This window comes from Acinetobacter sp. VT 511 (assembly GCF_001077515.1).
Classification (GTDB): domain Bacteria; phylum Pseudomonadota; class Gammaproteobacteria; order Pseudomonadales; family Moraxellaceae; genus Acinetobacter; species Acinetobacter schindleri.
On sequence record NZ_LFRE01000052.1, the window covers coordinates 21671 to 44851 of the forward strand.

Below are 23181 nucleotides of genomic sequence, written 5' to 3' on the forward strand. Positions count from 1 at the left end.
GCGCTGTCCTCTGTTTTTCCAAAATGGGAAAATATTGAAATTCTGTAGGGGATTGTAAAGTCAAAGCCCGTTGACTGGCAACGGGCTTTGTTTGGGAATTGTTTTTAATCTCTACCTTTATGTGAGGAGGGATTATTCCTTAAAGTCCCTTCTCCCTCTGGGATGAGGAATATATTCCGCAAGAGGATGAGGTTAATAGATTTAATTGCCCATATCCCCCCTTGCGGAATTGTTTAAAGCAGTGCTTAAACAATTCCTCAAGATTTAAACCACCAAATTCACTAATTTATTCGGTACCACAATTTCTTTCTTGGTTGGACCCGTCAAGAATTGTTGCACTTCAGGCAATGCTTTGGCTTGTGCAAGAATGTCGTCTTTAGATGCATCAACAGACACTTCAAGCTTGCCACGAAGTTTACCGTTGACCTGAACCACGATGGTTTGGGTATTACGGGTTAATGCAGACTCATCAACGCTTGGGAATTGAGCAGAAGTTAACTCAATACCAAACTGCGCCAATAAAGTCTGGCTTAAGTGTGGTGCAAACGGTGCAAGTAAAGTCAAAAGCGTGATGATCGATTCACGAGCAACAGCCACGTCATTGTCATCTTTCGATTCAAACTTGTTGTTTGCGTTCAGAAGTTCCATCATCGCTGCAATGGCAGTGTTAAATGCATGACGACGTTCAATGTCATCACCCACTTTTTGGATGGTTTCATGCGTCTTACGGCGTAAGTCTTGCGCAGCAGTTGAAAGCGATGCTTTGTCGATAGTTACAGCAGCATTACCTTGTTCAAGGAAGCCCGTTGCCAAACGCCATACACGTTTCAAAAAGCGGTTTGCACCTTCCACACCTGCATCCGACCATTCAAGAGATTGATCAGGTGGTGCAGCGAACATCATGAATACACGTGCAGTGTCTGCGCCGTATTGGTCAATAATCGCTTGCGGGTCGATCCCGTTGTTTTTCGATTTCGACATCTTCTCTTGACCGCCAACGACAACGTCTTGACCATCTTCTTTGTATTTCGCAGAAGTGATACGACCTTTTTCGTCTTTTTCAAGCTCGATGTCCGCAGGGTTAAACCATGTTTTCTTGCCTGACTCTGCTTCACGGTAATAGGTATCAGCAAGCACCATACCTTGTGTTAAAAGGTTAGTGAATGGTTCGTTACCTTGTACCACACCTTCATCACGCATCAATTTGTGGAAGAAACGTGCATAAAGCAAATGTAGAATCGCGTGTTCAACACCACCGATGTATTGATTGACAGGAAGCCAGGTTTGACCCGCTTCAGGTTTCACCATGCCATCGGTAAAGTCTGGAGATGCATAACGTGCATAGTACCAAGATGATTCTACGAAAGTATCCAAGGTATCTGTTTCACGACGTGCGTCGCCACCACAGCTTGGGCAAGATGTTTCATAGAACTCAGGCATCTTGTTCAATGGGTTACCTGAACCATCTGGAACTACGTCAGTCGGCAGCACAACAGGAAGTTGTTCTTCAGGCACTGGCACTTGACCACACGTTGGGCAGTTGATCATTGGAATTGGACAACCCCAATAACGCTGACGAGAGACACCCCAGTCACGTAAACGGAATTGAACTTTTACATTCGCAAGACCTTGTGGCTCAAGTTTCGCTAAGAATGCATCAAATGCGCCTTGGAAATCTAAACCGTCAAATTCGCCTGAATTGACCAATTTGCCTTCTTTCGAACCGTACCATTCTTGCCATTGTGTTGCATCAAAGTCCGCATCATCTGCGCCTTTGGCATCAATCACTTGCTTGATGATTAAGCCATATTTGTTGGCAAATTCGAAGTCACGTTCATCGTGTGAAGGTACCGCCATCACCGCACCTGAACCGTATGACATCAACACATAGTTTGCGATCCAAACTGGAACTTGTTCACCTGTTACAGGGTGCTTAACTGACAAACCTGTTGCCATGCCTTTCTTCTCGGCAGTGGCAAGATCCGCTTCTGCCACAGAACCCATACGGCATTCTTCAATAAATGCTTTTAATTCAGGATTCGTTTCAGCCGCTTTTAGCGCCATTGGGTGTTCTGCTGCAACAGCAACATAAGTCACACCCATCAAGGTGTCGGCACGTGTGGTAAATACAGTTAGACCATCTGAGTAAACTTCAGGATTTGCTGAAGGGAAGGTAATTTCCATCCCTTGCGAACGCCCAATCCAGTTGCGTTGCATGGTCAAGACTTGCTGTGGCCAGCCATCTTTTAAAGTTTCTAAATCGTCTAATAATTCTTGGGCATAATCGGTAATGCGGAAGTAGTACATTGGAATATCGCGTTTTTCTACCAATGCACCTGAACGCCAACCACGGCCATTTTCGACCTGTTCATTGGCCAAAACTGTTTGATCGACTGGATCCCAGTTCACGGTTGAAAGTTTACGGTAGATCAGGCCTTTTTTATAAAGCTGAACGAATAGCCATTGTTCCCAGCGGTAGTATTCAGGTGTGCAGGTTGCGAATTCACGATCCCAGTCCACTGCAAGACCTAACTTTTTCAACTGATTACGCATGTAATCAATGTTTTCAAAGGTCCATTTTGCTGGTGCGACCTGGTGTGCAATCGCTGCGTTTTCAGCAGGCAAACCGAACGCATCCCAACCCATTGGTTGCAGCACGGTTTCGCCTTTAAGGCGGTGGAAACGGCTGATCACGTCACCAATCGTATAGTTACGCACATGACCCATATGCAGTTTGCCACTTGGGTAAGGGAACATCGAGAGGATATAACGACGTGGACCTTCTACAGTGTCGGCAACTTTAAAGGCTTTCTGCGATTCCCAGTCCTGTTGGACTTGAGGCTCAATCGCACTGGCTTGGTATTCTGAGTCAATGTGAGTAGTCATATACGTAATACAAGAGAACGGTTAAAAAATTATGAGGCACAGCATAGCGCAAAATGCACTTATAGTGAATTTTGCACTCACATTTCCCGAAGAAAAAACGACTGTCCTATTAGAGGGATGCCTTATAAAGCGACTGCACGCTTTTTAGATTGTTGCAAGGCTTCGTTCGCTTCGCGTTGCTGCTGGTCTTGATCCGCTGGAGCTTGAGGCAATTGTTGCAGCTGTTCTTGAGATGCGTGCTCAGTTTGTTCAGCAGGTTCAGTATTTCTAGGAGGGGTTGGGGCTGAATTTTTCCAGCCATAAGTTTCCACTTTACCTGCTTTTTTTGCATTTTTTGGCGGTGGTGTTTTGGTGTAATGCGTTACTCCCTTGGCATCGACCCATTTATAGTATTGATTTGCCATGGTGTTTCCACTCATAAAACAGAGTAGAAGGGTGTTTGTTAACATGGCAAACAGTGAACGTCTCATGGTTATTGATCCTTTGCAGTTTCAGCATTCAGGTTGTGCATATTGTAGTCAGTTTAAATAATCAGAGGAGTATTTTTATCGACTTTTCGTAATAAATGCAGAAAAAGCTAATTGAAGAAAATATAAACAGACCAATAAGTAAATTTATTTATAAACATTAAAATCAAAAAATAGAAAAATTCATTCATTTTTTTTATATAAGGCATACTAAAATTTTATAGAAATAAATATTTATGATAATGATTTTATTAAATATTTTTGCTAGATAAAGAGGGTCTATGAAGCTATACCTTGAATAAAAGTTTAGAAAAACAGCAAAAACCCTAAAAGCTAGATGAATCAGAGTGTTTTTTGAACTTGACTTTACAGACTGAAAACACAAGAATGCTGCAATAGTTTTATATGCCTTAGATCGATCACCCTTCGAATAAGTGTCATTTCATGCAGTGGGCGATTTCTCTAGCCGAGAAATTGAACAAAGCTAAGCAAAATATGTTTATCCCAACATGTTTTAGGTCTTGTATTGCTCGAACAGTAAAGAGGCCAGATTTTTTTTCCTATTGCTATGAAAACTATGAAATTTATGTGCTATAACAGTGCAGACAGTTAATGAATGAACACTGCAAATGCCTCCCATTTGTGCAGTGAATAATATTAGGGTGAATCACGTTGGAACTTCTATCTGGTGGTGAAATGCTCGTTCGCGCATTAGCGGATGAAGGCGTTGAACATGTTTTTGGATATCCAGGCGGCGCAGTTCTACATATCTACGACGCGCTATTTCAACAAGACAAAATTAATCATTACCTCGTACGTCACGAACAAGCTGCCGGCCATATGGCAGATGCATACTCGCGCGTAACAGGTAAAACTGGTGTCGTGCTTGTGACATCAGGTCCGGGCGCAACCAATACCGTAACCCCAATTGCAACAGCTTATATGGATTCCATTCCAATGGTGATCCTGTCTGGTCAGGTTGCAAGTCACTTAATTGGTGAGGATGCGTTCCAGGAAACGGACATGGTTGGTATTTCCCGTCCGATTGTGAAGCACAGCTTCCAGGTTCGTCATGCCAGCGAAATTCCGGCAATTATCAAAAAAGCATTCTATATCGCTGCTTCTGGTCGTCCAGGTCCAGTCGTTGTTGATATTCCGAAAGATGCGACCAATCCAGCAGAGAAATTTGCTTACGAATATCCTGAAAAAGTGAAGATGCGTTCGTATCAGCCACCATACCGTGGTCATTCAGGTCAAATCCGTAAAGCGATTGACGAACTGATTCATGCTAAACGCCCAGTGATTTATTCTGGCGGTGGTGTGGTTCAAGGCAATGCTTCAGCACAATTGACTGAACTTGCACATCTGTTGGGCTTCCCAGTAACCAATACCTTGATGGGTCTTGGTGCATTCCCGGGCGATGATCCACAGTTCCTGGGCATGCTCGGTATGCATGGTACTTACGAAGCCAACATGAGCATGCACAATGCAGACGTGATTCTGTGTATTGGTGCGCGTTTCGATGACCGTGTAACCAATAATCCTGCGAAATTCTGTCCAAATGCCAAAGTCATTCACATTGATATTGACCCAGCGACAATTTCTAAAACTATCATGGCGCACATTCCAATCGTGGGTGCAGTAGAGCCTGTACTAAACGAAATGCTAAACCAGCTGAAACAGATGAATGTGTCCAAGCCAAATCCTGAAGCGATTGCGGCATGGTGGAAGCAAATTGATGAATGGCGTCAAGTGAACTGCTTGAAGTTTGATCTACCGACTGATGGTTCGATGAAGCCTCAACAAGTAGTTCGTGCGCTCGACAAAGTGACCAATGGCGAAGCGATCATCACCTCTGACGTGGGTCAGCACCAGATGTTCGGCGCATTGCACTATCGCTACAAGCGTCCACGTCAATGGATCAACTCAGGTGGTTTAGGAACGATGGGCGTAGGTCTGCCATATGCAATGGCGGCTAAGCTTGCATTTCCGGATCAGCAAGTGGTGTGTATCACTGGTGAAGCATCGATCCAGATGTGTATCCAGGAGCTTTCAACCTGTAAGCAATACGGCTTGAACGTGAAAATTCTGTGCCTGAACAACCGTGCATTGGGTATGGTAAAACAGTGGCAGGATATGAACTATGAAGGTCGTCACTCTAGCTCTTATGTAGAGTCATTGCCGGACTTTGCAAAATTGATGGAAGCTTATGGTCATGTTGGTATTCAGATTGATCATGCAGATGAGCTTGAGTCTAAGCTTGAAGAAGCGATGGCAATCAATGATAAGTGCGTATTTATTAACGTAATGGTTGATCGCTCTGAGCACGTTTATCCGATGCTTATTGCAGGTCAGTCAATGCAGGATATGTGGTTGGCAAAAGGGGAGCGCACAGCATGAGACATATCATCTCTGTACTTGTTGAAAACGAAGCAGGCGCGCTTTCCCGTTTAGTGGGTTTATTCTCACAACGTGGCTACAACATCGAAACATTAAACGTTGCGCCAACTGAAGATCCAACACTTTCTCGTTTGACATTGACCACTTATGGCGATGATCACAAGATCGAACAAATTACTAAACAGCTGAATAAATTAGTTGAAGTAGTAAAAGTAGTGGATCTGTCAGAAGGTGCGCATATTGAACGTGAACTGATGCTCATTAAAGTCAAAGCACTCGGTTCATCGCGTGATGAAATCAAACGTACTGCCGATATTTTCCGTGGTCAGATTGTTGATGTAACACCAACGACTTATACCATTCAAATTGCAGGTACAACTGAAAAGGTGGATGCGTTTATCGATGCACTTGCAGAACATACCATTTTAGAAGTGGTTCGTTCAGGTGTTTCGGGTATCGCACGCGGCGAAAAAGTACTGACAATCTAATTTTAAAGTATTTCCTCATCCTAAAAAGAAGGGGGTATCAGGCAGTGTAAATACAAGATTCACTGCCTGGTTAAACAGACAAACAAGCATTAAGCGGAGACAGCAATGCAAATTTTTTACGATAAAGACTGCGACTTATCTATCATCCAATCTAAGAAAGTAGCGATCATTGGTTATGGTTCACAAGGTCACGCGCACGCGCTTAACCTTAAAGATTCTGGTGTAGACGTAACTGTAGGTCTTCGCGCTGGTTCTACTTCTTGGAAAAAAGCTGAAAACGCTGGTCTTAAAGTTGCTGAAGTTCCTGCTGCTGTTGCTCAAGCTGACGTAGTGATGATCTTGACTCCAGACGAGTTCCAAGCACAACTTTATCGTGACGTAATCGAGCCAAACATCAAAGAAGGCGCGACTCTTGCATTTGCTCACGGTTTCTCTGTTCTTTACAACCAGGTTGTTCCACGTGCTGATCTTGACGTAATCATGGTTGCCCCTAAAGCGCCTGGTCACACTGTGCGTTCTGAATATCAACGTGGTTCAGGTGTTCCTGACCTGATCGCTATTCATCAAGATGCTTCTGGTAATGCTCGTAACGTTGCACTTTCTTATGCATCAGGTGTTGGTGGTGGCCGTACAGGTATCATCGAAACTTCTTTCCGTGAAGAAACTGAAACTGACTTATTTGGTGAGCAAGCAGTTCTTTGTGGTGGTGCTGTTGAATTGGTTAAAATGGGCTTCGAAACTTTGGTTGAAGCTGGTTATGCGCCTGAAATGGCATACTTCGAATGTCTACACGAACTTAAATTGATCGTTGACTTGATGTTCGAAGGCGGTATCGCGGACATGAACTACTCAGTATCTAACAACGCTGAATACGGCGAATATGTAACGGGTACTGAAGTTATTAACGAACAGTCTCGTGAAGCAATGCGCAATGCACTTAAACGTATTCAATCAGGTGAATATGCGAAGATGTTCATCCAAGAAGGTGCGTTGAACTACCCATCTATGACTGCACGTCGTCGTCAAAATGCTGCTCACGGTATCGAAGTAACGGGTAACAAACTTCGTGCGATGATGCCTTGGATTCAAGCGAACAAGATTGTAGATAAAGAAAAGAACTAAGTTCTAATTTCTAAGTCTAAAAGCCCTTGTTTTTAACAGGGGCTTTTTTGATGTCTCGTAAAAAACAAAACTGATTTATTTGAGTTGAACTTCATGCCTCAAATAGATGAAAACAGTGTGCTTTCACTTCTTGTGCTTCATTCAAAGCAGTGCTTTGCCTCCTTACACTTCTTACAAAACAGTGTTTTGTACTCGTTCATACCTTGGATTCAAGCAAACAAGATCGTTATAAAGAGTAAAACTAATTTCTCGGATCATTTGATTTAAAGGAAAAAACCACTCAAATTGAATGGTGTTTTTATATTTTTATTTTTAGAAATGTAAATTATTGGGTGTAAAAATAATTAATTATTTATTGATTATTAATTTTCTTTGATAAGTTGGAAATGTGGATAATTAGATCTAAGGGTGGATTATACTAACTTAATAAATAAAATTAAAATAAAATAAGCTATAGGAAGATAATGGTTTATATGATTAATTGAAAATTATTCTTAAGTATTAACAGGTCTTAAAAATTAGAAGCAATTAAATTTTTTATATTTAAAATGAAAAATAATTTAATTATTTTAATATAAAGTTAATTGAATTATTATTTGAACTGAATTTATATCCAGTAAAATTATCTTAAAATTTAAGGTTGAATGAATTTGTATAGAAAAAGAAATAAAAGTCATTAATTGTGATACAAGTATTAAAATAGTGAAAAATAATTTATTAAGTTATTGATTGTAGAAGTTTAATTATTTATATTGAATGGTTTTTTGATGAGAAGGATAATGTAAATATATGAAAAATCAAAAAAATAAAATTAGTAATTTTTTTTATTTTAAAATATTGGATTGTAAATTGTAAGGTTTTGTAAGTTTTTAATATTTAATGAAACTATTTTTTATTTAATATAAATAAAATAAAAAACAATAACTTATTTTTAATGGGTTTTTTAGATTGAAAATATTGATAGAAAATTGGTTTTATAAATTTCTCTTTAATTCGCCTTAATTGCAAAATTCGAAAAAAATAATTCTTTAGAATATAGTGATCTAAGACAAAAGTGTGTCTTTATTAAAGAATAATAAAACATATTGTGAAAGTTATCACATTTGTATGTTTTGGAACTAATAATAATAAGATAAGCCTACGGTTAGGTAGCTACACTCATAACAATAAGAGTTTTGCATTAACCGTTCTTCGAAATAAATATTTATATTCTTTTAAAAGAATGGAGAAAAAAATGAATAAAATAGTTCTAACAGCATTAGCATCAGTTGTACTTGGCTTAGGATCAGCAAGTGTATATGCAGGTGGCCCAGATCGTGGCCCAGGTCCATCTAAACCGACTAAACCACATAAACCAGGCAAGCATGCTTGTGGTGATAAGTGTGATGGAAAAATTAATGTAGTTCTAGATGTCGCTCGACATTGCGACCTAGATGTCGTAGATGAAACCTTAACACTGGCTCAAGCACAAAATGGTACTTGGACAGATACAGGAACATTTAATGTACGTACAAATGCACCATACAGACTGCAAATCTCAGCACCAAATACCTTAACTGGAGCGGGTGGCGCAGTACCGGTACAAGTGAGCACACGTCAAAATGGCGCTGCTGATGCGTACAATGGTGGTACTTTAGCTAGTACAGGCAATGCCGATCAGGCATTTAATGTAACTGCAACAGTTGCACAAAATGATTATAATAACGCTGATGCTGGTACTTACCGTGGTACTTATACAGTAGCGGTTCGATTCTAAAAATAAGAAAATCATTCTTATAAAATAGTTACACCGTTAGGAGATGTTTTAAACATCTCCTACTTTAATATAAAAAATTAATAATAATTATATTTAAATATTTGGAGTCAAAGGTGAATATAAAATTAATAGGGTTGCTAATTATGCTCCTCTACAGTGCTTCTTTGTCTGCAGGAATTAAATTTAATCCGATACAATTAAATATCCAAGATTTTAAAAGACAGAAAAGTACTACGGTTAATATCGAAAGTACTGGTCTATCTAAATCTAAAATCTATGAAGTTAATGCATATAAATGGCAGCAGGATGAAAAAGGAGAAGATGTTCTTGTAGAAGATAGAACTTTATTATTTAATCCAAAAACTTTTGAACTTAAACCAGAAAGTAAGCAGATTGTGCGTATTGGCTTTAGTCAGCCGCCGGAAAACCTGGAAAAACAACAGTCTTGGAGAGTGGTTTTTAAGGAAGTAACACCAGTTGCAGAGGAGTCTGCGATTAACTTTTTATTTAATTTTTCTTTACCACTTTTTGCTGGAAAGGTAGTTCCTCCAAAGCTCAGTGTGGATCTACACAAAATTAATAATATAGCCTATCTCAATATTATTAATTCAGAAAATTCTTTTGCGAAAATTACTGAAGTTGTTGTACTCGATAATAAAAATAATGAATTACTTCGACAAGATTTAGCTTTGTATGTGTTAAGCGGTAATAAAATTAAATTTGAATTAGGTGAAATTAAAACTGGGAACATAGCCAAATTAAAAATTAAATTAGATGAGCAGGCAGGGTATTTAGAGTTTCCAGTAAAAGGGTGATAGTTCTATCTCAGAAAAATAAGAAATAGTAAAAGGATCATGCTATGAAAGCCACAAAACTTTTCCTAATGATTGCATGTGGTATGGGAGTGATAAATGCAAATGCAGAACTTAGTCAAGAATCAAATCAACTAAAAAGTCCAGAAGTACTTATCGTTAATATATGGATCAATGGTGTGGATTATCACACTGAAACTGTAACATTTTCTGAGAATGGGAAAAGATTTGTTGAATGTGAAGCTTTATCTGATATTGGAATACGGGTAGAAAAAATTTCACGACACCTGGCTAAGAAAGATTTTTGTTCATTAACACAGCCAGGAATTACAGTCGAGGATGATTATAGTCTTCAGGCGATTAAAATCTTCTTTCCTGCAGATTTTTTCGTAGGAACCGATTATGAGCTGGAAATAGAAGTTCCGGAAAAAGCAAACTTTGGTGGCTTTGTGAACTATAGTCTGTTTTATGGTAAGGATGAAGAAGATCAGGAGTTTAATACGTTCTCAGAGTTTGGAATCTTTAAAGATTATTGGTTGTTTAAAAATGCGTTTCTCTATCGGAATGAACCTGAGGAAACAGAACAAACGTTTTTGCGCGTAAACAGTACCTTAGATATCGATTTTCCGACAAAATTTTTAAAGCTGACTTTCGGTGATACGACCAGTCCTTATAACTTGCTAAATAATTCTTTTCGTTTTGGCGGTTTAAGCTTTGGAACCAATTATATTGATCGTCCTGATTTTGTGTATTGGAATATTCCTGCCTTAAATGGTAGCGCCAGCTTACCCTCTACGGTAGATCTTTTTATTAATGGTGTAAGACTTTACCGGGATTCAATCACCCCAGGTAATTACAATTTACCAGCTGGAGGAGTTGTCAATCAGGCAGGTGATGCTCAAATTGTGGTGGAAGATATACTTGGAAATCGTACTGTTCGGAGTTTTCCTGTTTATATTAATAGCCGGTTATTGAAGCCAAAGTTAAATGAATACAATATTTCGTTAGGAAAGCTGCGTTATAACTATGATCTTGTGGATGATGATTATCGTGATTTTTTTAGCAAACTCTATTTCCGCCGAGGGATCACTTCTTCTACAACCTTGGGTCTAGATTTACTTTATAGCGAAGATGTTAGCAATGTAGATGTGTTGTGGACCCAAGGTATCAGTAAGTATTTTCTTTTAGATACCGCCGTATCAGCAAGCAAGGCAGATCGTATAGATGAGCAAGGTTATGCTGCTGCAGTTGGCTTGAGTCGAAGTTCCCAATACTGGTCAGTTGGCTTAAATAGTCGATATTTTACGCAAGAGTATCAATATTTGAATACTGATTTATATGATTCCGAAATTGAGACTTCAAGTATTTTATATTTTAACTTTTCTAATCTTAAAATTATTGATGGTCTAAATTTTAATTTTATTTATCAATCTTATTATAATGAATTTGATGATTCACCTAGAGAAGACCGTAAGTTTTTTGATATTAGAGCGACAAAAGGTCTAACGAGAAACTTATATACGGATTTTGGCTATTATAAAGATTTTAGTGAGGACGGAGATCAGGGATTTCGTATCGCCTTTTATTATAACTGGGGCGAACGAGGGCGGATTTCTCTGGATCATGATACCGCAGATAATGAAACAAGTTTAAGTTATGCCCATCGAACCATGACCCAGAATGGCTTTGATTATGTCGTGGGTGTAAACCGAAGTGATGAAGAAATTAACTACAATGCTTATGGTTTATGGAAAACCAGCGTAGGTAACTTGCAATTATCTCATGATGAATATGAGGATCGCCGTAATTCACAAGTTACATTTGATGGCGCATTAGTTTGGATGGGGAATAAAGTTGCATTGACCAAATATGCCGATAACGCTTTTGCCTTGGTTAATGTGGACCAACATTCAGATATTGATATTTATCGCTCGGCAACACGTGTAGGAAGTACCAATAAACAAGGGTATATGTTTGTTCATAATCTTATTCCTTATATTCATTATGACATTTCTTTTGATCATAACCAGCTGGCAATGGATGAAACTTTTGAACACTCTTCTAAGAAACTGGTGGGCTTAGATCAACGCGGATATCGTTTGGATTTTCCGATTTATAAAACAAAACGGGTTGCTGTCAAACTTAAGGATGCACAGCAAAATTCGCTGGTTGCAGGGTCTGAAGTTCTTGTAGACGGACTCAGTCAGGAAGCTTCTTTTGTTGATAGCCAGGGTATGGTCTATCTTTATTTATTTAAGGCAGGTGCATATAACCTGAAAATTAAAACTCAAGGCGGAAAGCAATGCCAGGCACAATTTAATCTAAATGAAATACAATTCCAGAATGCGGACAAACATGTTTTTGAAACGGTTTGCAAGTAGGAGAAAACTATAATGAAACAACTCTTGTTATTAATAGCAGTATCCGCGATGAGCACCATGGCATCTGCTCAATATTGTTCAATTGATGGCTTTGCTAATGATGAGCTTCGTTTGCAAAGCTACCAGCGTAGCCAGGCAGCCACGTCTTTTAATATCAGTTGTGATACTGGTTATTCAATTTTATTTAATAGCCAAAATCTGGTTAGTACTGATGGTATGAGTTATGTATCTAATGGCGCCTATAAACTCCGCACTAAGTTAAATTTAAGAGGAGCAAGCGGTAATGCGTGGGGAGTACCACTCCAACAGAGCGCAGCCCAGCGACAGAAATTTATCGTATCTGTTCAACTGGTAGATAATCCTTTTAATGGTGTTCCAGCAGGTACTTATCGTGATCGGATTTCAGTCGATATTAATTTCTAAATTTGATTTAAATAATTCGGTAGCTAAGAATCGATAAAATGAACTGAAAATATTACAGGAAGCCAAACGGTGAAATTCCATCATGCAAAACAAAAATTAATGGAGATGGATTTAAAAGGTTGCGTAGTATTAAATCATCTTTCGCATTCTGGACGTGTGGCTGTTTTTTTCAAAATTATCAGCCGGCTTGGCAATGGCGTATTCTGGTACGTGATGATCATCGCTACCTGGGCGCTACAAGGTTTATTATACAGCCTACAAATGCTGTATTTAATTTTGGGAAGTACTGTTGGTACGGCAATCTACAAGGTACTAAAAACCAAAACTGTACGCCCCCGACCTTATCAGGTGCATCAGCTTATTCGTCTCGGTGACCATCCTCTAGACTATTACAGTTTTCCCTCAGGACATACCTTGCATGCCGTCATGGCAACGACGATGCTGGGTTATGCAGTTCCAGTTCTACTGATTTTAATGCTGCCTTTTACTGTGTTGGTCGCAGCCTCACGAATGATACTCGGTCTGCATTATCCGAGTGATGTAGCAATGGGGGCTGTCATCGGTATAACTGTGGCGGTAAGTTTTATATCTCTGGCACCGCTCTTGAACATTGTGTTATAAAAATATAGCTCTGGAATCGTTAAACACTCGCAGATTCTGCCAGATTTGCTAAAGTACCACATCGAAGCAAATGGCTATTAGGAATAGATATGGGTTTACGTTGGACTGATACTCTTGATATCGCAATTGAACTGTATGAAGCACACCCGGACGTGGATCCGCAATGGATTCGTTTTACTGATTTGCATGCATGGGTTTGTGCACTTCCAGACTTTGAAGATAATCCTGAAAAATCAACTGAAGGCCTGCTTGAAGCCATTCAAATGGCATGGATTGACGAGGCGCGCTAAGACCTCATCTAAAAAAGCGATTTTTTTACAGAGTAAAAGCAGAAAATTGCGGATTATCTCGGTATAATGCGCCAAATTTTCATGTCAACCATTGACTAAAGGAGCCAATCATGGCTATTGAACGTACATTATCTATCGTTAAACCAGATGCAGTTGCTAAAAACGTAATCGGTGAAATCTTTGCTCGTTTCGAAAAAGCGGGTCTTAAAATTGTTGCTACTAAAATGAAGCACCTGACTCAAGCTGAAGCTGAAGGCTTCTACGCTGAGCACAAAGAACGTGGTTTCTTTGGTGACCTAGTTGCATTCATGACTTCTGGTCCAGTTGTTGTTTCAGTTCTTGAAGGTGAAAACGCAGTTCTTGCTCACCGTGAAATCCTTGGCGCAACTAACCCTAAAGAAGCTGCTCCTGGTACTATCCGTGCAGATTTCGCTGTAAGCATCGACGAAAATGCTGCTCACGGTTCTGACTCTGTAGCATCTGCTGACCGTGAAGTTAACTACTTCTTCGCTCAAACTGAGATTGCTCCACGTACTCGTTAATTCGCAGTATTCAAGCCAGATAAGTGTTATTATACTTATCTGGTTTTTTTATTCCCTGAATAATTCTTTGCTCAGATATTGAGCTTCTCCTTTCATCTTTAGACATGGTTTAGGTAATACACATGAGTACTGAAGCAGTCGCTGTATCAGCAGTTTCTGAGGCACAGCAACACACTCCATCCGCTCCAGCACAGCAAAAGGCTGTCGAGAAAGTGAACTTACTTGGCATGTCACGTCCGCAAATGGAAAAATTCTTCGAAGATATGGGTGAGAAGAAGTTTCGTGCCGGGCAGGTGATGAAGTGGATTCACCAATTTTTTGTGACTGATTTTACTGAGATGACCAATATCTCAGGCAAGTTGCGTGAAAAGCTGGAAAAAATTTGTGAAATTAAAGCGCCAGAAGTGGTGCATAAAAATTATTCTAAAGACGGTACGCGTAAATGGGTGTTCCGTGTCGGTGATGGTGAAGGTTCACTGGTTGAAACTGTCCTCATTCCAGCAGAAGATAAAACTGGCTCACGTAAGACCTTGTGTATTTCTTCACAGGTGGGCTGTGCACTGGACTGTTCATTTTGTTCAACGGGTAAACAGGGTTTCCAGCGTGATCTAAGCCAGGCTGAAATTATCGGCCAGTTATGGATGGCAAACTATTCCTATATGGAAGATGTGCCCTTGCTTGAGCGTGAACGTTCAGTGACCAATGTGGTGATGATGGGGATGGGCGAACCGTTATTGAATTACGATGCTGTACTCAATTCAATGCGTATCATGCTGGATGACTTTGCCTACGGTATGTCAAAACGCCGTGTGACACTATCAACATCAGGTGTGGTGCCTAAAATTGACCAATTGGCTCAAGATATTGATGTCGCTCTGGCGATTTCATTGCATGCACCTAATGATGAACTGCGTAATGAACTCGTGCCAATCAATAAAAAATATCCGCTTGAGCAACTTATTGCAGCATGTCAGCGCTATATCACTAAAGATGGCAATGAAAGCGCACGTAAACATGTGACCATTGAATATGTCATGCTGGACGGCGTGAATGACAAACCGGAACATGCCCAGCAGATGATTAAATTATTGAAGAATTTGCCAAGTAAAATTAACCTGATTCCATTTAATCCGTTTCCGCATGCGCCTTATGGCCGCTCAAGCCGTAACCGTATTATTTCTTTCCAAAAAACTTTGTCTGATGCAGGTTTTGTGTGTACGATTCGTCAGACACGTGGTGATGATATTGATGCTGCGTGTGGTCAATTAGTGGGACAAGTTGCTGACCGTACCCGTCGTGCGGAACAGTGGAAGAAGAAAATCGCGCAGTCCAATGAGATCATGCGCTCACAAGGATAACAAGAGGTCACCAATTGAGAAATCTGACATCTAAAATTGCTTTTATTTCAACAGTATGTGTTTCTATTGCTCTATCTGGCTGTCAAACGGCAGAAGTGGGTAAAAAGGATCCTAAAAAAGCGACCCAGGTGCGTACTCAATTGGCGGTTGAATATCTGAAGACTGGTGATCTGGATTCAGCGAAAAGAGCGCTAGATGAGGCGCTTAAAATTAATTCACGTGATACTCAAGCCAATATGATGATGGGTGTTTTGTTACAGCAGGAAGGTAGTAGGCTGAACTTGGATCGTGCCGAAACTTATTTTAAGCGCGCGATTTCAGCCGAACCTAAAAATGCACAGGCACGTAACAATTATGGCACCTATTTGTATCAGCTTGAACGTTATAATGATGCAATTGAACAGTTTGCAATTGCAGGCGCGACACTGGGCTATGACCAGCGTTATCTTGCGCTTGAAAATATGGGGCGGATCTACCTGAAGCAGGGCGATCTGGTGAATGCTGAAAAATCATTCAAACAGGCCCTGCAAGCCAATCGCGATTCTTACATTTCAATGTTAGAGTTGGCAGAGATTTTTTATCTGAATCAGCAGTTCCCGGCGGCGTCGAATATGTATCAACAATTTGTACGTTCAGTGGGACAGAAAAACCAGGGTGCTCGTGCGCTCTGGATCGGCATTCGTACTGCGCGTGCCGAGGGTGATCAAATGGGCATGCAAGTATTGGTCAATCAATTGCGCGCATTATTCCCTGAAAGCCCGGAATACCAACGTTATTTGCAATTACAGTACACTACTGAGGCCGTATGGAAGTAAATCCTAATTCACCATCGAATAATTCGAGCGTAGCGCCAAACGCGTTAGGAAATGTTCAACGTCCAGGTGAGTACTTGCGCCAGATTCGTATCAACCAGAAACTTGAGCTGGAAGATGTTGAAAGTGAACTGAATATTCCAGTCAAAACTTTGACTGCTCTGGAACAAGATGATTATAAAGCTTTACCGGAAGCGACCTTTATCAAGGGTTATTATCGTACTTATGCGAAGTTCTTAGGCGTCGACGCATCGAATATCATTCAGCGTTTTGATGAGATTTATGCTAATGATACTGGTCTGTTGCCGAATCATGCCTTGAATAATTCCCCAATCAAGATTATGGGTAAATTACCGGGCTCTAATCGTGACCGTAACCGTAAATGGTTAAAACGCGGTTTAATCGCATTAGTGGCGTTGGCAGTTTTAGGTGCATTGGTCGCGATGATCCAAAACTGGTCAGGCAATAGTAGCGCTGAAGTAGAACCGGAAGTAATGACTCAGGTATCAGACGTTGAAATCATTAATATGGATTCCAATGCAGCAGTATCTGGTGATCAGCTAAAACTTGAGTTTAGCCGTCCTACTTCAGTCCATATTGTTGACTCAACCGGTAAAGTGCTTGCTACTGGTCGTCAATCATCAACATTGGATTTAAATGGTGAAACTCCATTTCAGATCCGTCTTGATGATGCAACCGCCGTGGCCATGACCCTGAATAACGAAAATATTTCATTGTCACCATATACTGTAAACGGAAAAGCAGAATTCCGTTTATCACGTTAATGGCAAGAGAGTAGAAACAAATCATGATTGTGAATCCGATTCAACGCCGTCCAACCCGCAAGATTCGTGTTGGTTCTGTTTATGTCGGTGGTGACGCGCCTATCAGCATCCAGAGTATGACCAATACCGAAACCTGTGATGTAGCCGCAACGGTCGCACAGATCCAGCGCTGCGTCGATGCGGGAGCTGATATCATGCGTGTTTCTGTACCAAGTATGGAAGCAGCGGCAGCGTTTGGGGAAATTCGTAAACAGGTGAGTGTGCCATTGGTTGCAGACATTCACTTCGACTACAAAATTGCCCTAGCAGTAGCTGACTTGGGCGCAGACTGTCTGCGTATTAACCCAGGTAATATCGGTTCAGAAGCCAAGATTCGTGAAGTCGTGGCAGCTGCGCGTCATAACGATATTTCCATGCGTATTGGTGTCAATGCTGGTTCATTAGAAAAAGACATCCAGAAAAAATATGGCGAGCCGACAGGCGAAGCACTGCTTGAATCGGCGATGCGTCATATCGATATTTTAGACCGTTTAGATTTCCATGAATTTAAAATATCGGTAAAAGCATCGAATGTGTTCCTGACTATGGATGCTTATCGCCTGCTCTCTAAACAGATTGATAACCCGCTGCACTTGGGTGTGACTGAGGCGGGCATTTACCGTACAGGTTCGGTGAAGTCTGCAATCGCCCTTGGTGGTCTGTTGATGGAAGGCATTGGTGACACCATGCGTATTTCATTGGCAGCAGAACCTGAAGAAGAAGTGAAAATTGGTTTTGATATTTTAAAATCGCTGGGTTTACGTTCTAACGGGATTAACTTCATTGCCTGCCCCAGCTGCTCACGTCAGGAATTTAACGTAATTAAAGTGATGCAATCGCTTGAAGAACGTTTGGAAGATATTCGTACACCAATGGATGTATCGGTGATTGGCTGTAAAGTAAATGGTCCGGGTGAAGCTAAGGAAGCCGACATTGGTGTAGTAGGTGCAAGTCCGCGTTCACTGGTGTATCGTAATGGCGAAAAGAGCCATTTAATCGATACCGATCAACTGGTTGATGAAATCGAGGCTATGGTTCGTCAACGTGTTTCCGAGCTTGAAGAAGCTAAATCTAAAGAAATTATTCGTACAAGTTTTCCTGAGTAGATCATGAGTTCAATCGTCGCAATCAAAGGTTTTAATGACATTCTCCCAACGCAAACCCCAGCTTGGAGACGTCTTGAACAGCATTTATCGGGTCTGATGGATGCCTATGGTTATCAACAAATTCGTTTGCCAATCGTTGAACAGACGAATCTGTTCAAACGTTCAATCGGTGATGCAACGGATATCGTTGAAAAAGAAATGTACACTTTTCTGGACAAAGGCAATCCACCGGAGTCTTTGACGCTGCGTCCTGAGGGTACAGCAGGTTGCGTACGTGCCATGCTTGAGCATAACCTGCTGCGTGGTGCGACCCCGAAAGTGTGGTATGTCGGACCTATGTTCCGTTATGAAAAACCACAAAAAGGCCGTTACCGTCAGTTCCACCAGTTTGGTGTGGAAACTTTTGGTGTAGCAACGCCAGATCAAGATGCTGAATTGATTTTAATGACAGCGCGTTTATGGAAACGCATGGGTGTTGCTGATAAAGTTCAACTTGAACTCAACACTTTGGGTGAGTCTGAAGAGCGTGCAAACTATCGTTCGGCATTGGTTGAATTTTTGGAGGCGCATAAAACCGATCTGGATGAAGATTCTCAGCGTCGTTTGACCACGAATCCATTACGTATCCTGGATTCTAAAGATGCCAAAACTCAGTCTATTTTAGAAAATGCACCTAAACTGCATGACTTTATGGGTGAAGAAACACTGGCGCACTTTAACCAGTTACAGCAATACCTGACTGATGCAGGCGTCAGCTTTGTCATCAACCAGAAACTGGTACGTGGTCTGGATTACTATAACAAAACCGTATTTGAATGGACCACAACGCATTTAGGTTCACAAGGTACAGTCTGTGCCGGCGGTCGTTATGATGGTCTGGTGGGTCAGTTAAAAGGTAAGGCAGACCAGTCTGTACCTGCGGTTGGTTTTGCGATGGGGATGGAGCGCTTACTGCTTTTACTGGAGCAAGTTGAAGACAACACACCTGTACGTGATTGTGAAGTATTTCTGGTGGCAGACCCTGCTTCTCAAGGTCAGGCACTGGTCTTGGCTGAACAGATCCGTGACCAGTTAGAAGCTGCCGGGAGTAGCATTCGCCTGAAAGTTGGCTCACAAGGTTCAATGAAATCGCAAATGAAAAAGGCAGACCAGTCTGGTGCGATCTATGCCGTGATTATGGGTGAACGTGAACTGGAAGCACAGACTTTTACCGTAAAAGAGCTGGCAACGGCAGAGCAATCAGATGTGCCATTTACTGATTTTGTGGCATTCTTCACAACTAAAATTTCTTCAAAATAATCGATAAAACATTAGGAAAGGGGTAATCACATGAGCGCAATTGGTGGTGATGAACAACTTGAAAGTTTGAAATCCTTCACAAAGAAGTATGGCTCTTCAATCATTACCGGGATTCTGGTTGCGCTGATTGCCTTTTTTGGATGGGAATATTGGCAGAAGAAGAACCTGGCAGAGTCGCAGAAGCAAACTGCCAAGGTACAGCAGTTAATGGATGATGCACGTTCTACTCAGGGCGATGCGTTTGCTAAACTGTCTGATACTGCGGACAAGATTGTCAAGGAAGCACCTGACTCAGCGCAGGCGATTCAGACTCAGCTAGTAATGGCAAAACTGGCTTATGACAAAGAAGATTATGCAGCAGCTGAACGTGCACTGAAGAAAGTTGAAAACTCCAAGGTGGATGATGCAGGTCTGGTGCAAGTAGTTAAACTTCGTCTGGCGTATGCCCAGCTGGCACAGAAAAAATATGATGCAGCATTGAAAACTTTAGAAGCGGTGAATGAGCCTGCTTTTAAAGCAACTGCGGATGAAGCACGTGGAGATATCTATGTTGCCAAAAATGATATTGAAAATGCCAAGAAAGTGTATCAAAGTGCATGGGATGCTTTGGTAGAACGCAAAGAAGAACGTCAGATTTTACAAATTAAACTAGAAAGTGTTGGCGTATTGGTCGATGATCCTGAAATTGAACGCCCGATTATAGATACACAAGTGGAAGAAACTGAATGAATAGAAAATACAAACTCACCTGTGCCTTAACCGTTTTGACCCTTGTTTTGGCAGGTTGTGCGGGGAAAACCATTAAAGTGGAAGAAGCCAAGCCAAATCCACTTCCTAAACTTGCACAGGCAAAATCACTAGTTCCTGTATTTTCTAGCAGTGTTTCTTCTACGGATGAAGCAGATCCATTACGTTTACGCCTCGATGCAGACAACGGTGTGATTTTTGCCATTAATCCAAATGGGGAAATTTCTGCTTATCAGGGCAAGCAACGTCTTTGGCAGAAAAAAGTGTCTAAAGCGGGCTTAAGCGCGGGTGTGGAGGCGGCTTCTGGTGTGGTGATTGCAGGCAATACCAAAGGTCAGCTGTTTGCTTTGGATCAGCAGACGGGTGAACAGCGTTGGGCTGCTCAATTGTCGGGTGCCATTATTGCGCCCTCTTTAGTGCATGCAGACCGTGTGATTACCGTAGCGAATGACGGCATGGTCTTTGCTCATGAAGTTAGTACTGGTAAACAGGTGTGGACTTATAAGCTACCTAATGTACAATTCAGCCTGCGTGGTATGGCGGCGCCAGTTGCACTTGACCCACGTCATGTATTGATTGCTTCAGCAAACGGCTATATTTATGCTCTGGATGCAGTTACCGGTGTGCCAAAAATGCAGCGCCGTGTAGCGGTATCTGATGGTCGCTCCGATATTCAACGGCTGAATGATATTGATGGTGAGCCGGTCGTTGCTGGTCAGTTTGTAGTAACAACCAGCTATCAAGGTCAGGTGACTGTGCTTGATCTGGCTTCACAACAGGTAATCTGGAGTGAAGATGCCAGCAGTATCCAGCGTCCAGAAGTTGTAGGTAATGGTGTCTTTGTAGCCCAGACTGATGGTAAAATCACCGCCTATGAAATTACGTCTGGCCAGAAACTCTGGGAAAATGACCAGCTGTTAAACCGTCAGCTGAGCAACCCGGTCATGCTGGGTACAGACCTTGTAGTCGGTGACCTGGACGGTGTATTACACCTGATTGATCCGTCTACTGGACAGATTGTTGGTCGTTCCAAGACTTCTGGTGAAGTTCGCACACTGCGTGTGATCGACAACCAGCTCTATGTGTCGACACGTAAGGGTGCTTACAGTATCTGGCAGAATCGTTAATTTTTCTGTGGCTTATGCTAAAATAAGCCAACCGTATTTTTTACGCGGGGTGATTGAATGTTCAATGCCCCGTGTTTTTATTTATTTTAGGCTTTAATCCTATTCCCATTTTCTTCCAGAACTTTCTGATGTTCAGGCCATTTTTAGATAGCCTGATATTGAATAAAGGTTAATCTATGAAACCCGTAATTGCGCTCATTGGTCGTCCGAACGTCGGAAAATCAACTCTGTTCAACCAGATAACCAAGAGCCGCGACGCATTGGTGGCAGACTTTGCAGGTCTGACACGCGACCGTAAATATGGCGATGCTGTCTATCAAAATAAATCCTTCATTGTCGTTGATACTGGCGGTATCGGTGAGAACGAAGGTGGGATCGACTCTTACATGGCAGAGCAGTCTAAAACTGCAATCCATGAAGCAGATATGATCATCTTTGTGGTCGATGCACGTGCCGGATTGTTGGCATCTGATGAACAGATTGCCCGTGAGCTGCGTACTTTGGGTAAAAAAGTCTTCCTCGTTGCGAACAAGGTGGATGGAGTACATGCAGAAGCTGCTTTAGTTGAGTTCTATAAACTTGGCATGGGCGAGCCGATGCAAGTGGCGGCGAGTCATGGTCGTGGTGTACAGCAGATGCTTGAAGAAGTACTTGCAGATGTGCCCGAAGATGAGTCTGAAGCTGAACACGATAAAAATACCGGTTTGCGTCTCGCGATTATTGGTCGTCCGAACGTTGGTAAATCCACCTTGGTCAACCGTTTACTGGGTGAAGAGCGTGTGGTTGCATTTGATCAGCCAGGTACAACCCGCGACTCGATTTACATTCCATTTGAACGTGATGGCCGTAAATACACTTTGATCGATACCGCAGGTGTACGTCGTAAAGGTAAAGTCGATGAGATGATTGAGAAATTCTCAATCGTGAAAACTTTGCAGGCGATGAAAGATGCGCATGTGGTTGTCGTAGTTGTTGATGCACGTGAAGGGATTGTAGAGCAGGACTTGCACTTGATCGGTTATGCGATTGAAGCAGGCCGTGCCATGGTGATTGCGATCAATAAATGGGACAACATGTCTGAATATGATCGTAAGCAGTGCAAGTTGGATGTGGAACGTCGTTTTGACTTCATTCCATGGGCGAAGATTCACTTGATCTCTGCATTACATGGTACCGGTGTCGGTGAGCTTTATCCTTCGATCCACCGTGCCTATGATTCTTCACACCTGAAAGTCTCTCCTGCAAAAATCACCCAGATTCTGCAAGATGCGACTGAAGCTCACCAGCCGCCAACTGTTCAAGGCCGTCGTATCAAAATGCGTTATGCGCATATTGGCGGTCAGAATCCACCGACCATTGTCATTCATGGTAACAAGGTCGATAAAACTCCTGCGGATTACCGTCGTTACCTGGAAAATGTATTCCGTAAAGTTTACAAACTTGAAGGTACACCAGTAAGAATTGAATTCAAGACGTCTGAAAACCCGTTCGAAGGTCGTAAGTCACAAATTGATGAACGTACTGCAGCACGTAAGCGTCGTTATGTTCAGAAATTCAAGAAAGCTGAGAAGAAATTCAAACGCGGTTAATCTGTATTTGAATAAAGTAAAAAGCCTGCAATAGCAGGCTTTTTATTTCTTAAATTTTATAAAAATTAAAAGCTATCAGTTTAAGTATTGAAACCTAACTGTTTAAAAAAAAAGTTTAAAGTTCAATGTAA

Annotated in this window: 20 protein-coding genes; 18 read left to right on the forward strand and 2 right to left on the reverse strand. The window is 41.5% G+C overall.

The genetic code is table 11. The features are described 5' to 3' along the window. Nucleotides 1-264 precede the first annotated feature (264 nt). Nucleotides 265-2886, reverse strand: a complete 2622-nt coding sequence (gene leuS, locus ACS72_RS04975) for a leucine--tRNA ligase (RefSeq protein ID WP_048881423.1) — start codon at nt 2884-2886, stop codon at nt 265-267. A 122-nt stretch (nt 2887-3008) separates the two neighbouring features. Continuing rightward, nucleotides 3009-3335, reverse strand: coding sequence for a DUF4124 domain-containing protein (locus ACS72_RS04980; protein ID WP_228145441.1), 327 nt, complete (start codon nt 3333-3335; stop codon nt 3009-3011). Nucleotides 3336-4025: 690 nt separating this feature from the next. On the opposite strand from ACS72_RS04980, the gene ACS72_RS04985 reads away from it, so the two are divergent. From ACS72_RS04985 to der, 18 genes are all read left to right on the forward strand, one after another. Continuing rightward, nucleotides 4026-5753, forward strand: a complete 1728-nt coding sequence (locus ACS72_RS04985; protein ID WP_004813127.1) for an acetolactate synthase 3 large subunit — start codon at nt 4026-4028, stop codon at nt 5751-5753. Beyond that, nucleotides 5750-6241, forward strand: a complete 492-nt coding sequence (gene ilvN / locus ACS72_RS04990; RefSeq protein WP_004813125.1) for an acetolactate synthase small subunit — start codon at nt 5750-5752, stop codon at nt 6239-6241. The genes ACS72_RS04985 and ilvN overlap by 4 nt, the downstream gene beginning before the upstream one ends. A gap of 105 nt (nt 6242-6346) precedes the next feature. Beyond that, the gene (gene ilvC, locus ACS72_RS04995) at nt 6347-7363 is read left to right on the forward strand and encodes a ketol-acid reductoisomerase (protein ID WP_004813124.1); all 1017 of its coding nucleotides are present in this window, start codon (nt 6347-6349) and stop codon (nt 7361-7363) included. Nucleotides 7364-8597: 1234 nt separating this feature from the next. After that, nucleotides 8598-9119, forward strand: a complete 522-nt coding sequence (locus ACS72_RS05000) for a DUF4402 domain-containing protein (RefSeq protein ID WP_004813123.1) — start codon at nt 8598-8600, stop codon at nt 9117-9119. Nucleotides 9120-9232: 113 nt separating this feature from the next. Continuing rightward, nucleotides 9233-9934: a molecular chaperone gene (locus ACS72_RS05005; protein ID WP_048881425.1), complete on the forward strand. Its 702-nt coding sequence runs from the start codon at nt 9233-9235 to the stop codon at nt 9932-9934. Nucleotides 9935-9978: 44 nt separating this feature from the next. Further along, on the forward strand, nt 9979-12312 hold the full coding sequence (locus ACS72_RS05010; RefSeq protein ID WP_048881426.1) for a fimbria/pilus outer membrane usher protein: 2334 nt from the start codon (nt 9979-9981) through the stop codon (nt 12310-12312). A 12-nt stretch (nt 12313-12324) separates the two neighbouring features. Continuing rightward, nucleotides 12325-12735, forward strand: a complete 411-nt coding sequence (locus ACS72_RS05015; protein WP_004890015.1) for a hypothetical protein — start codon at nt 12325-12327, stop codon at nt 12733-12735. Between the two features lie 69 nt (nt 12736-12804). Further along, nucleotides 12805-13356, forward strand: coding sequence for a phosphatase PAP2 family protein (locus ACS72_RS05020; RefSeq protein WP_048881427.1), 552 nt, complete (start codon nt 12805-12807; stop codon nt 13354-13356). An 89-nt stretch (nt 13357-13445) separates the two neighbouring features. After that, nucleotides 13446-13646 (forward strand): Fe-S cluster assembly protein IscX, encoded by a 201-nt coding sequence (gene iscX, locus ACS72_RS05025; protein ID WP_004813114.1) that lies wholly within the window; start codon nt 13446-13448, stop codon nt 13644-13646. A gap of 110 nt (nt 13647-13756) precedes the next feature. After that, nucleotides 13757-14188 carry a nucleoside-diphosphate kinase gene (gene ndk, locus ACS72_RS05030; protein WP_004813112.1) on the forward strand — a complete coding sequence of 144 codons (432 nt, stop codon included), beginning with the start codon at nt 13757-13759 and terminating at the stop codon, nt 14186-14188. A 122-nt stretch (nt 14189-14310) separates the two neighbouring features. Then, the gene (gene rlmN / locus ACS72_RS05035; RefSeq protein WP_048881428.1) at nt 14311-15546 is read left to right on the forward strand and encodes a 23S rRNA (adenine(2503)-C(2))-methyltransferase RlmN; all 1236 of its coding nucleotides are present in this window, start codon (nt 14311-14313) and stop codon (nt 15544-15546) included. Nucleotides 15547-15560: 14 nt separating this feature from the next. Beyond that, the gene (gene pilW, locus ACS72_RS05040; protein ID WP_048881429.1) at nt 15561-16361 is read left to right on the forward strand and encodes a type IV pilus biogenesis/stability protein PilW; all 801 of its coding nucleotides are present in this window, start codon (nt 15561-15563) and stop codon (nt 16359-16361) included. After that, a complete protein-coding gene (locus ACS72_RS05045; RefSeq protein WP_048881430.1) occupies nt 16352-17143 on the forward strand; it encodes a RodZ domain-containing protein in 792 nt (263 codons plus the stop codon). Before pilW ends, ACS72_RS05045 begins: the two co-directional genes overlap by 10 nt. Nucleotides 17144-17166: 23 nt before the next feature. Next, nucleotides 17167-18288 (forward strand): flavodoxin-dependent (E)-4-hydroxy-3-methylbut-2-enyl-diphosphate synthase, encoded by a 1122-nt coding sequence (ispG, locus tag ACS72_RS05050; protein ID WP_048881431.1) that lies wholly within the window; start codon nt 17167-17169, stop codon nt 18286-18288. A gap of 3 nt (nt 18289-18291) precedes the next feature. Then, nucleotides 18292-19587 carry a histidine--tRNA ligase gene (gene hisS, locus ACS72_RS05055; RefSeq protein WP_048881432.1) on the forward strand — a complete coding sequence of 432 codons (1296 nt, stop codon included), beginning with the start codon at nt 18292-18294 and terminating at the stop codon, nt 19585-19587. 30 nt (nt 19588-19617) lie between these two features. Then, entirely contained in the window at nt 19618-20316 is a 699-nt protein-coding gene (locus tag ACS72_RS05060; RefSeq protein ID WP_004889998.1) for a tetratricopeptide repeat protein, read from the forward strand. Next, nucleotides 20313-21461, forward strand: coding sequence for an outer membrane protein assembly factor BamB (gene bamB, locus ACS72_RS05065; protein WP_048881433.1), 1149 nt, complete (start codon nt 20313-20315; stop codon nt 21459-21461). Before ACS72_RS05060 ends, bamB begins: the two co-directional genes overlap by 4 nt. Before the next feature lie 176 nt (nt 21462-21637). Further along, nucleotides 21638-23050: a ribosome biogenesis GTPase Der gene (gene der, locus ACS72_RS05070; RefSeq protein WP_004889995.1), complete on the forward strand. Its 1413-nt coding sequence runs from the start codon at nt 21638-21640 to the stop codon at nt 23048-23050. Nucleotides 23051-23181: the final 131 nt, after the last annotated feature.

Bases quoted from the DNA above. Each gene is read 5' to 3' on its own strand.
- leuS (WP_048881423.1), bottom strand. From the start codon at position 2,886: ATGACTACTCACATTGACTCAGAATACCAAGCCAGTGCGATTGAGCCT.
- ACS72_RS04980 (WP_228145441.1), bottom strand. From the start codon at position 3,335: ATGTTAACAAACACCCTTCTACTCTGTTTTATGAGTGGAAACACCATG.
- ilvN (WP_004813125.1), top strand. From the start codon at position 5,750: ATGAGACATATCATCTCTGTACTTGTTGAAAACGAAGCAGGCGCGCTT.
- ilvC (WP_004813124.1), top strand. From the start codon at position 6,347: ATGCAAATTTTTTACGATAAAGACTGCGACTTATCTATCATCCAATCT.
- ACS72_RS05000 (WP_004813123.1), top strand. From the start codon at position 8,598: ATGAATAAAATAGTTCTAACAGCATTAGCATCAGTTGTACTTGGCTTA.
- ACS72_RS05010 (WP_048881426.1), top strand. From the start codon at position 9,979: ATGAAAGCCACAAAACTTTTCCTAATGATTGCATGTGGTATGGGAGTG.
- ACS72_RS05015 (WP_004890015.1), top strand. From the start codon at position 12,325: ATGAAACAACTCTTGTTATTAATAGCAGTATCCGCGATGAGCACCATG.
- iscX (WP_004813114.1), top strand. From the start codon at position 13,446: ATGGGTTTACGTTGGACTGATACTCTTGATATCGCAATTGAACTGTAT.
- ndk (WP_004813112.1), top strand. From the start codon at position 13,757: ATGGCTATTGAACGTACATTATCTATCGTTAAACCAGATGCAGTTGCT.
- rlmN (WP_048881428.1), top strand. From the start codon at position 14,311: ATGAGTACTGAAGCAGTCGCTGTATCAGCAGTTTCTGAGGCACAGCAA.
- ACS72_RS05045 (WP_048881430.1), top strand. From the start codon at position 16,352: ATGGAAGTAAATCCTAATTCACCATCGAATAATTCGAGCGTAGCGCCA.
- ispG (WP_048881431.1), top strand. From the start codon at position 17,167: ATGATTGTGAATCCGATTCAACGCCGTCCAACCCGCAAGATTCGTGTT.
- hisS (WP_048881432.1), top strand. From the start codon at position 18,292: ATGAGTTCAATCGTCGCAATCAAAGGTTTTAATGACATTCTCCCAACG.
- ACS72_RS05060 (WP_004889998.1), top strand. From the start codon at position 19,618: ATGAGCGCAATTGGTGGTGATGAACAACTTGAAAGTTTGAAATCCTTC.
- bamB (WP_048881433.1), top strand. From the start codon at position 20,313: ATGAATAGAAAATACAAACTCACCTGTGCCTTAACCGTTTTGACCCTT.
- der (WP_004889995.1), top strand. From the start codon at position 21,638: ATGAAACCCGTAATTGCGCTCATTGGTCGTCCGAACGTCGGAAAATCA.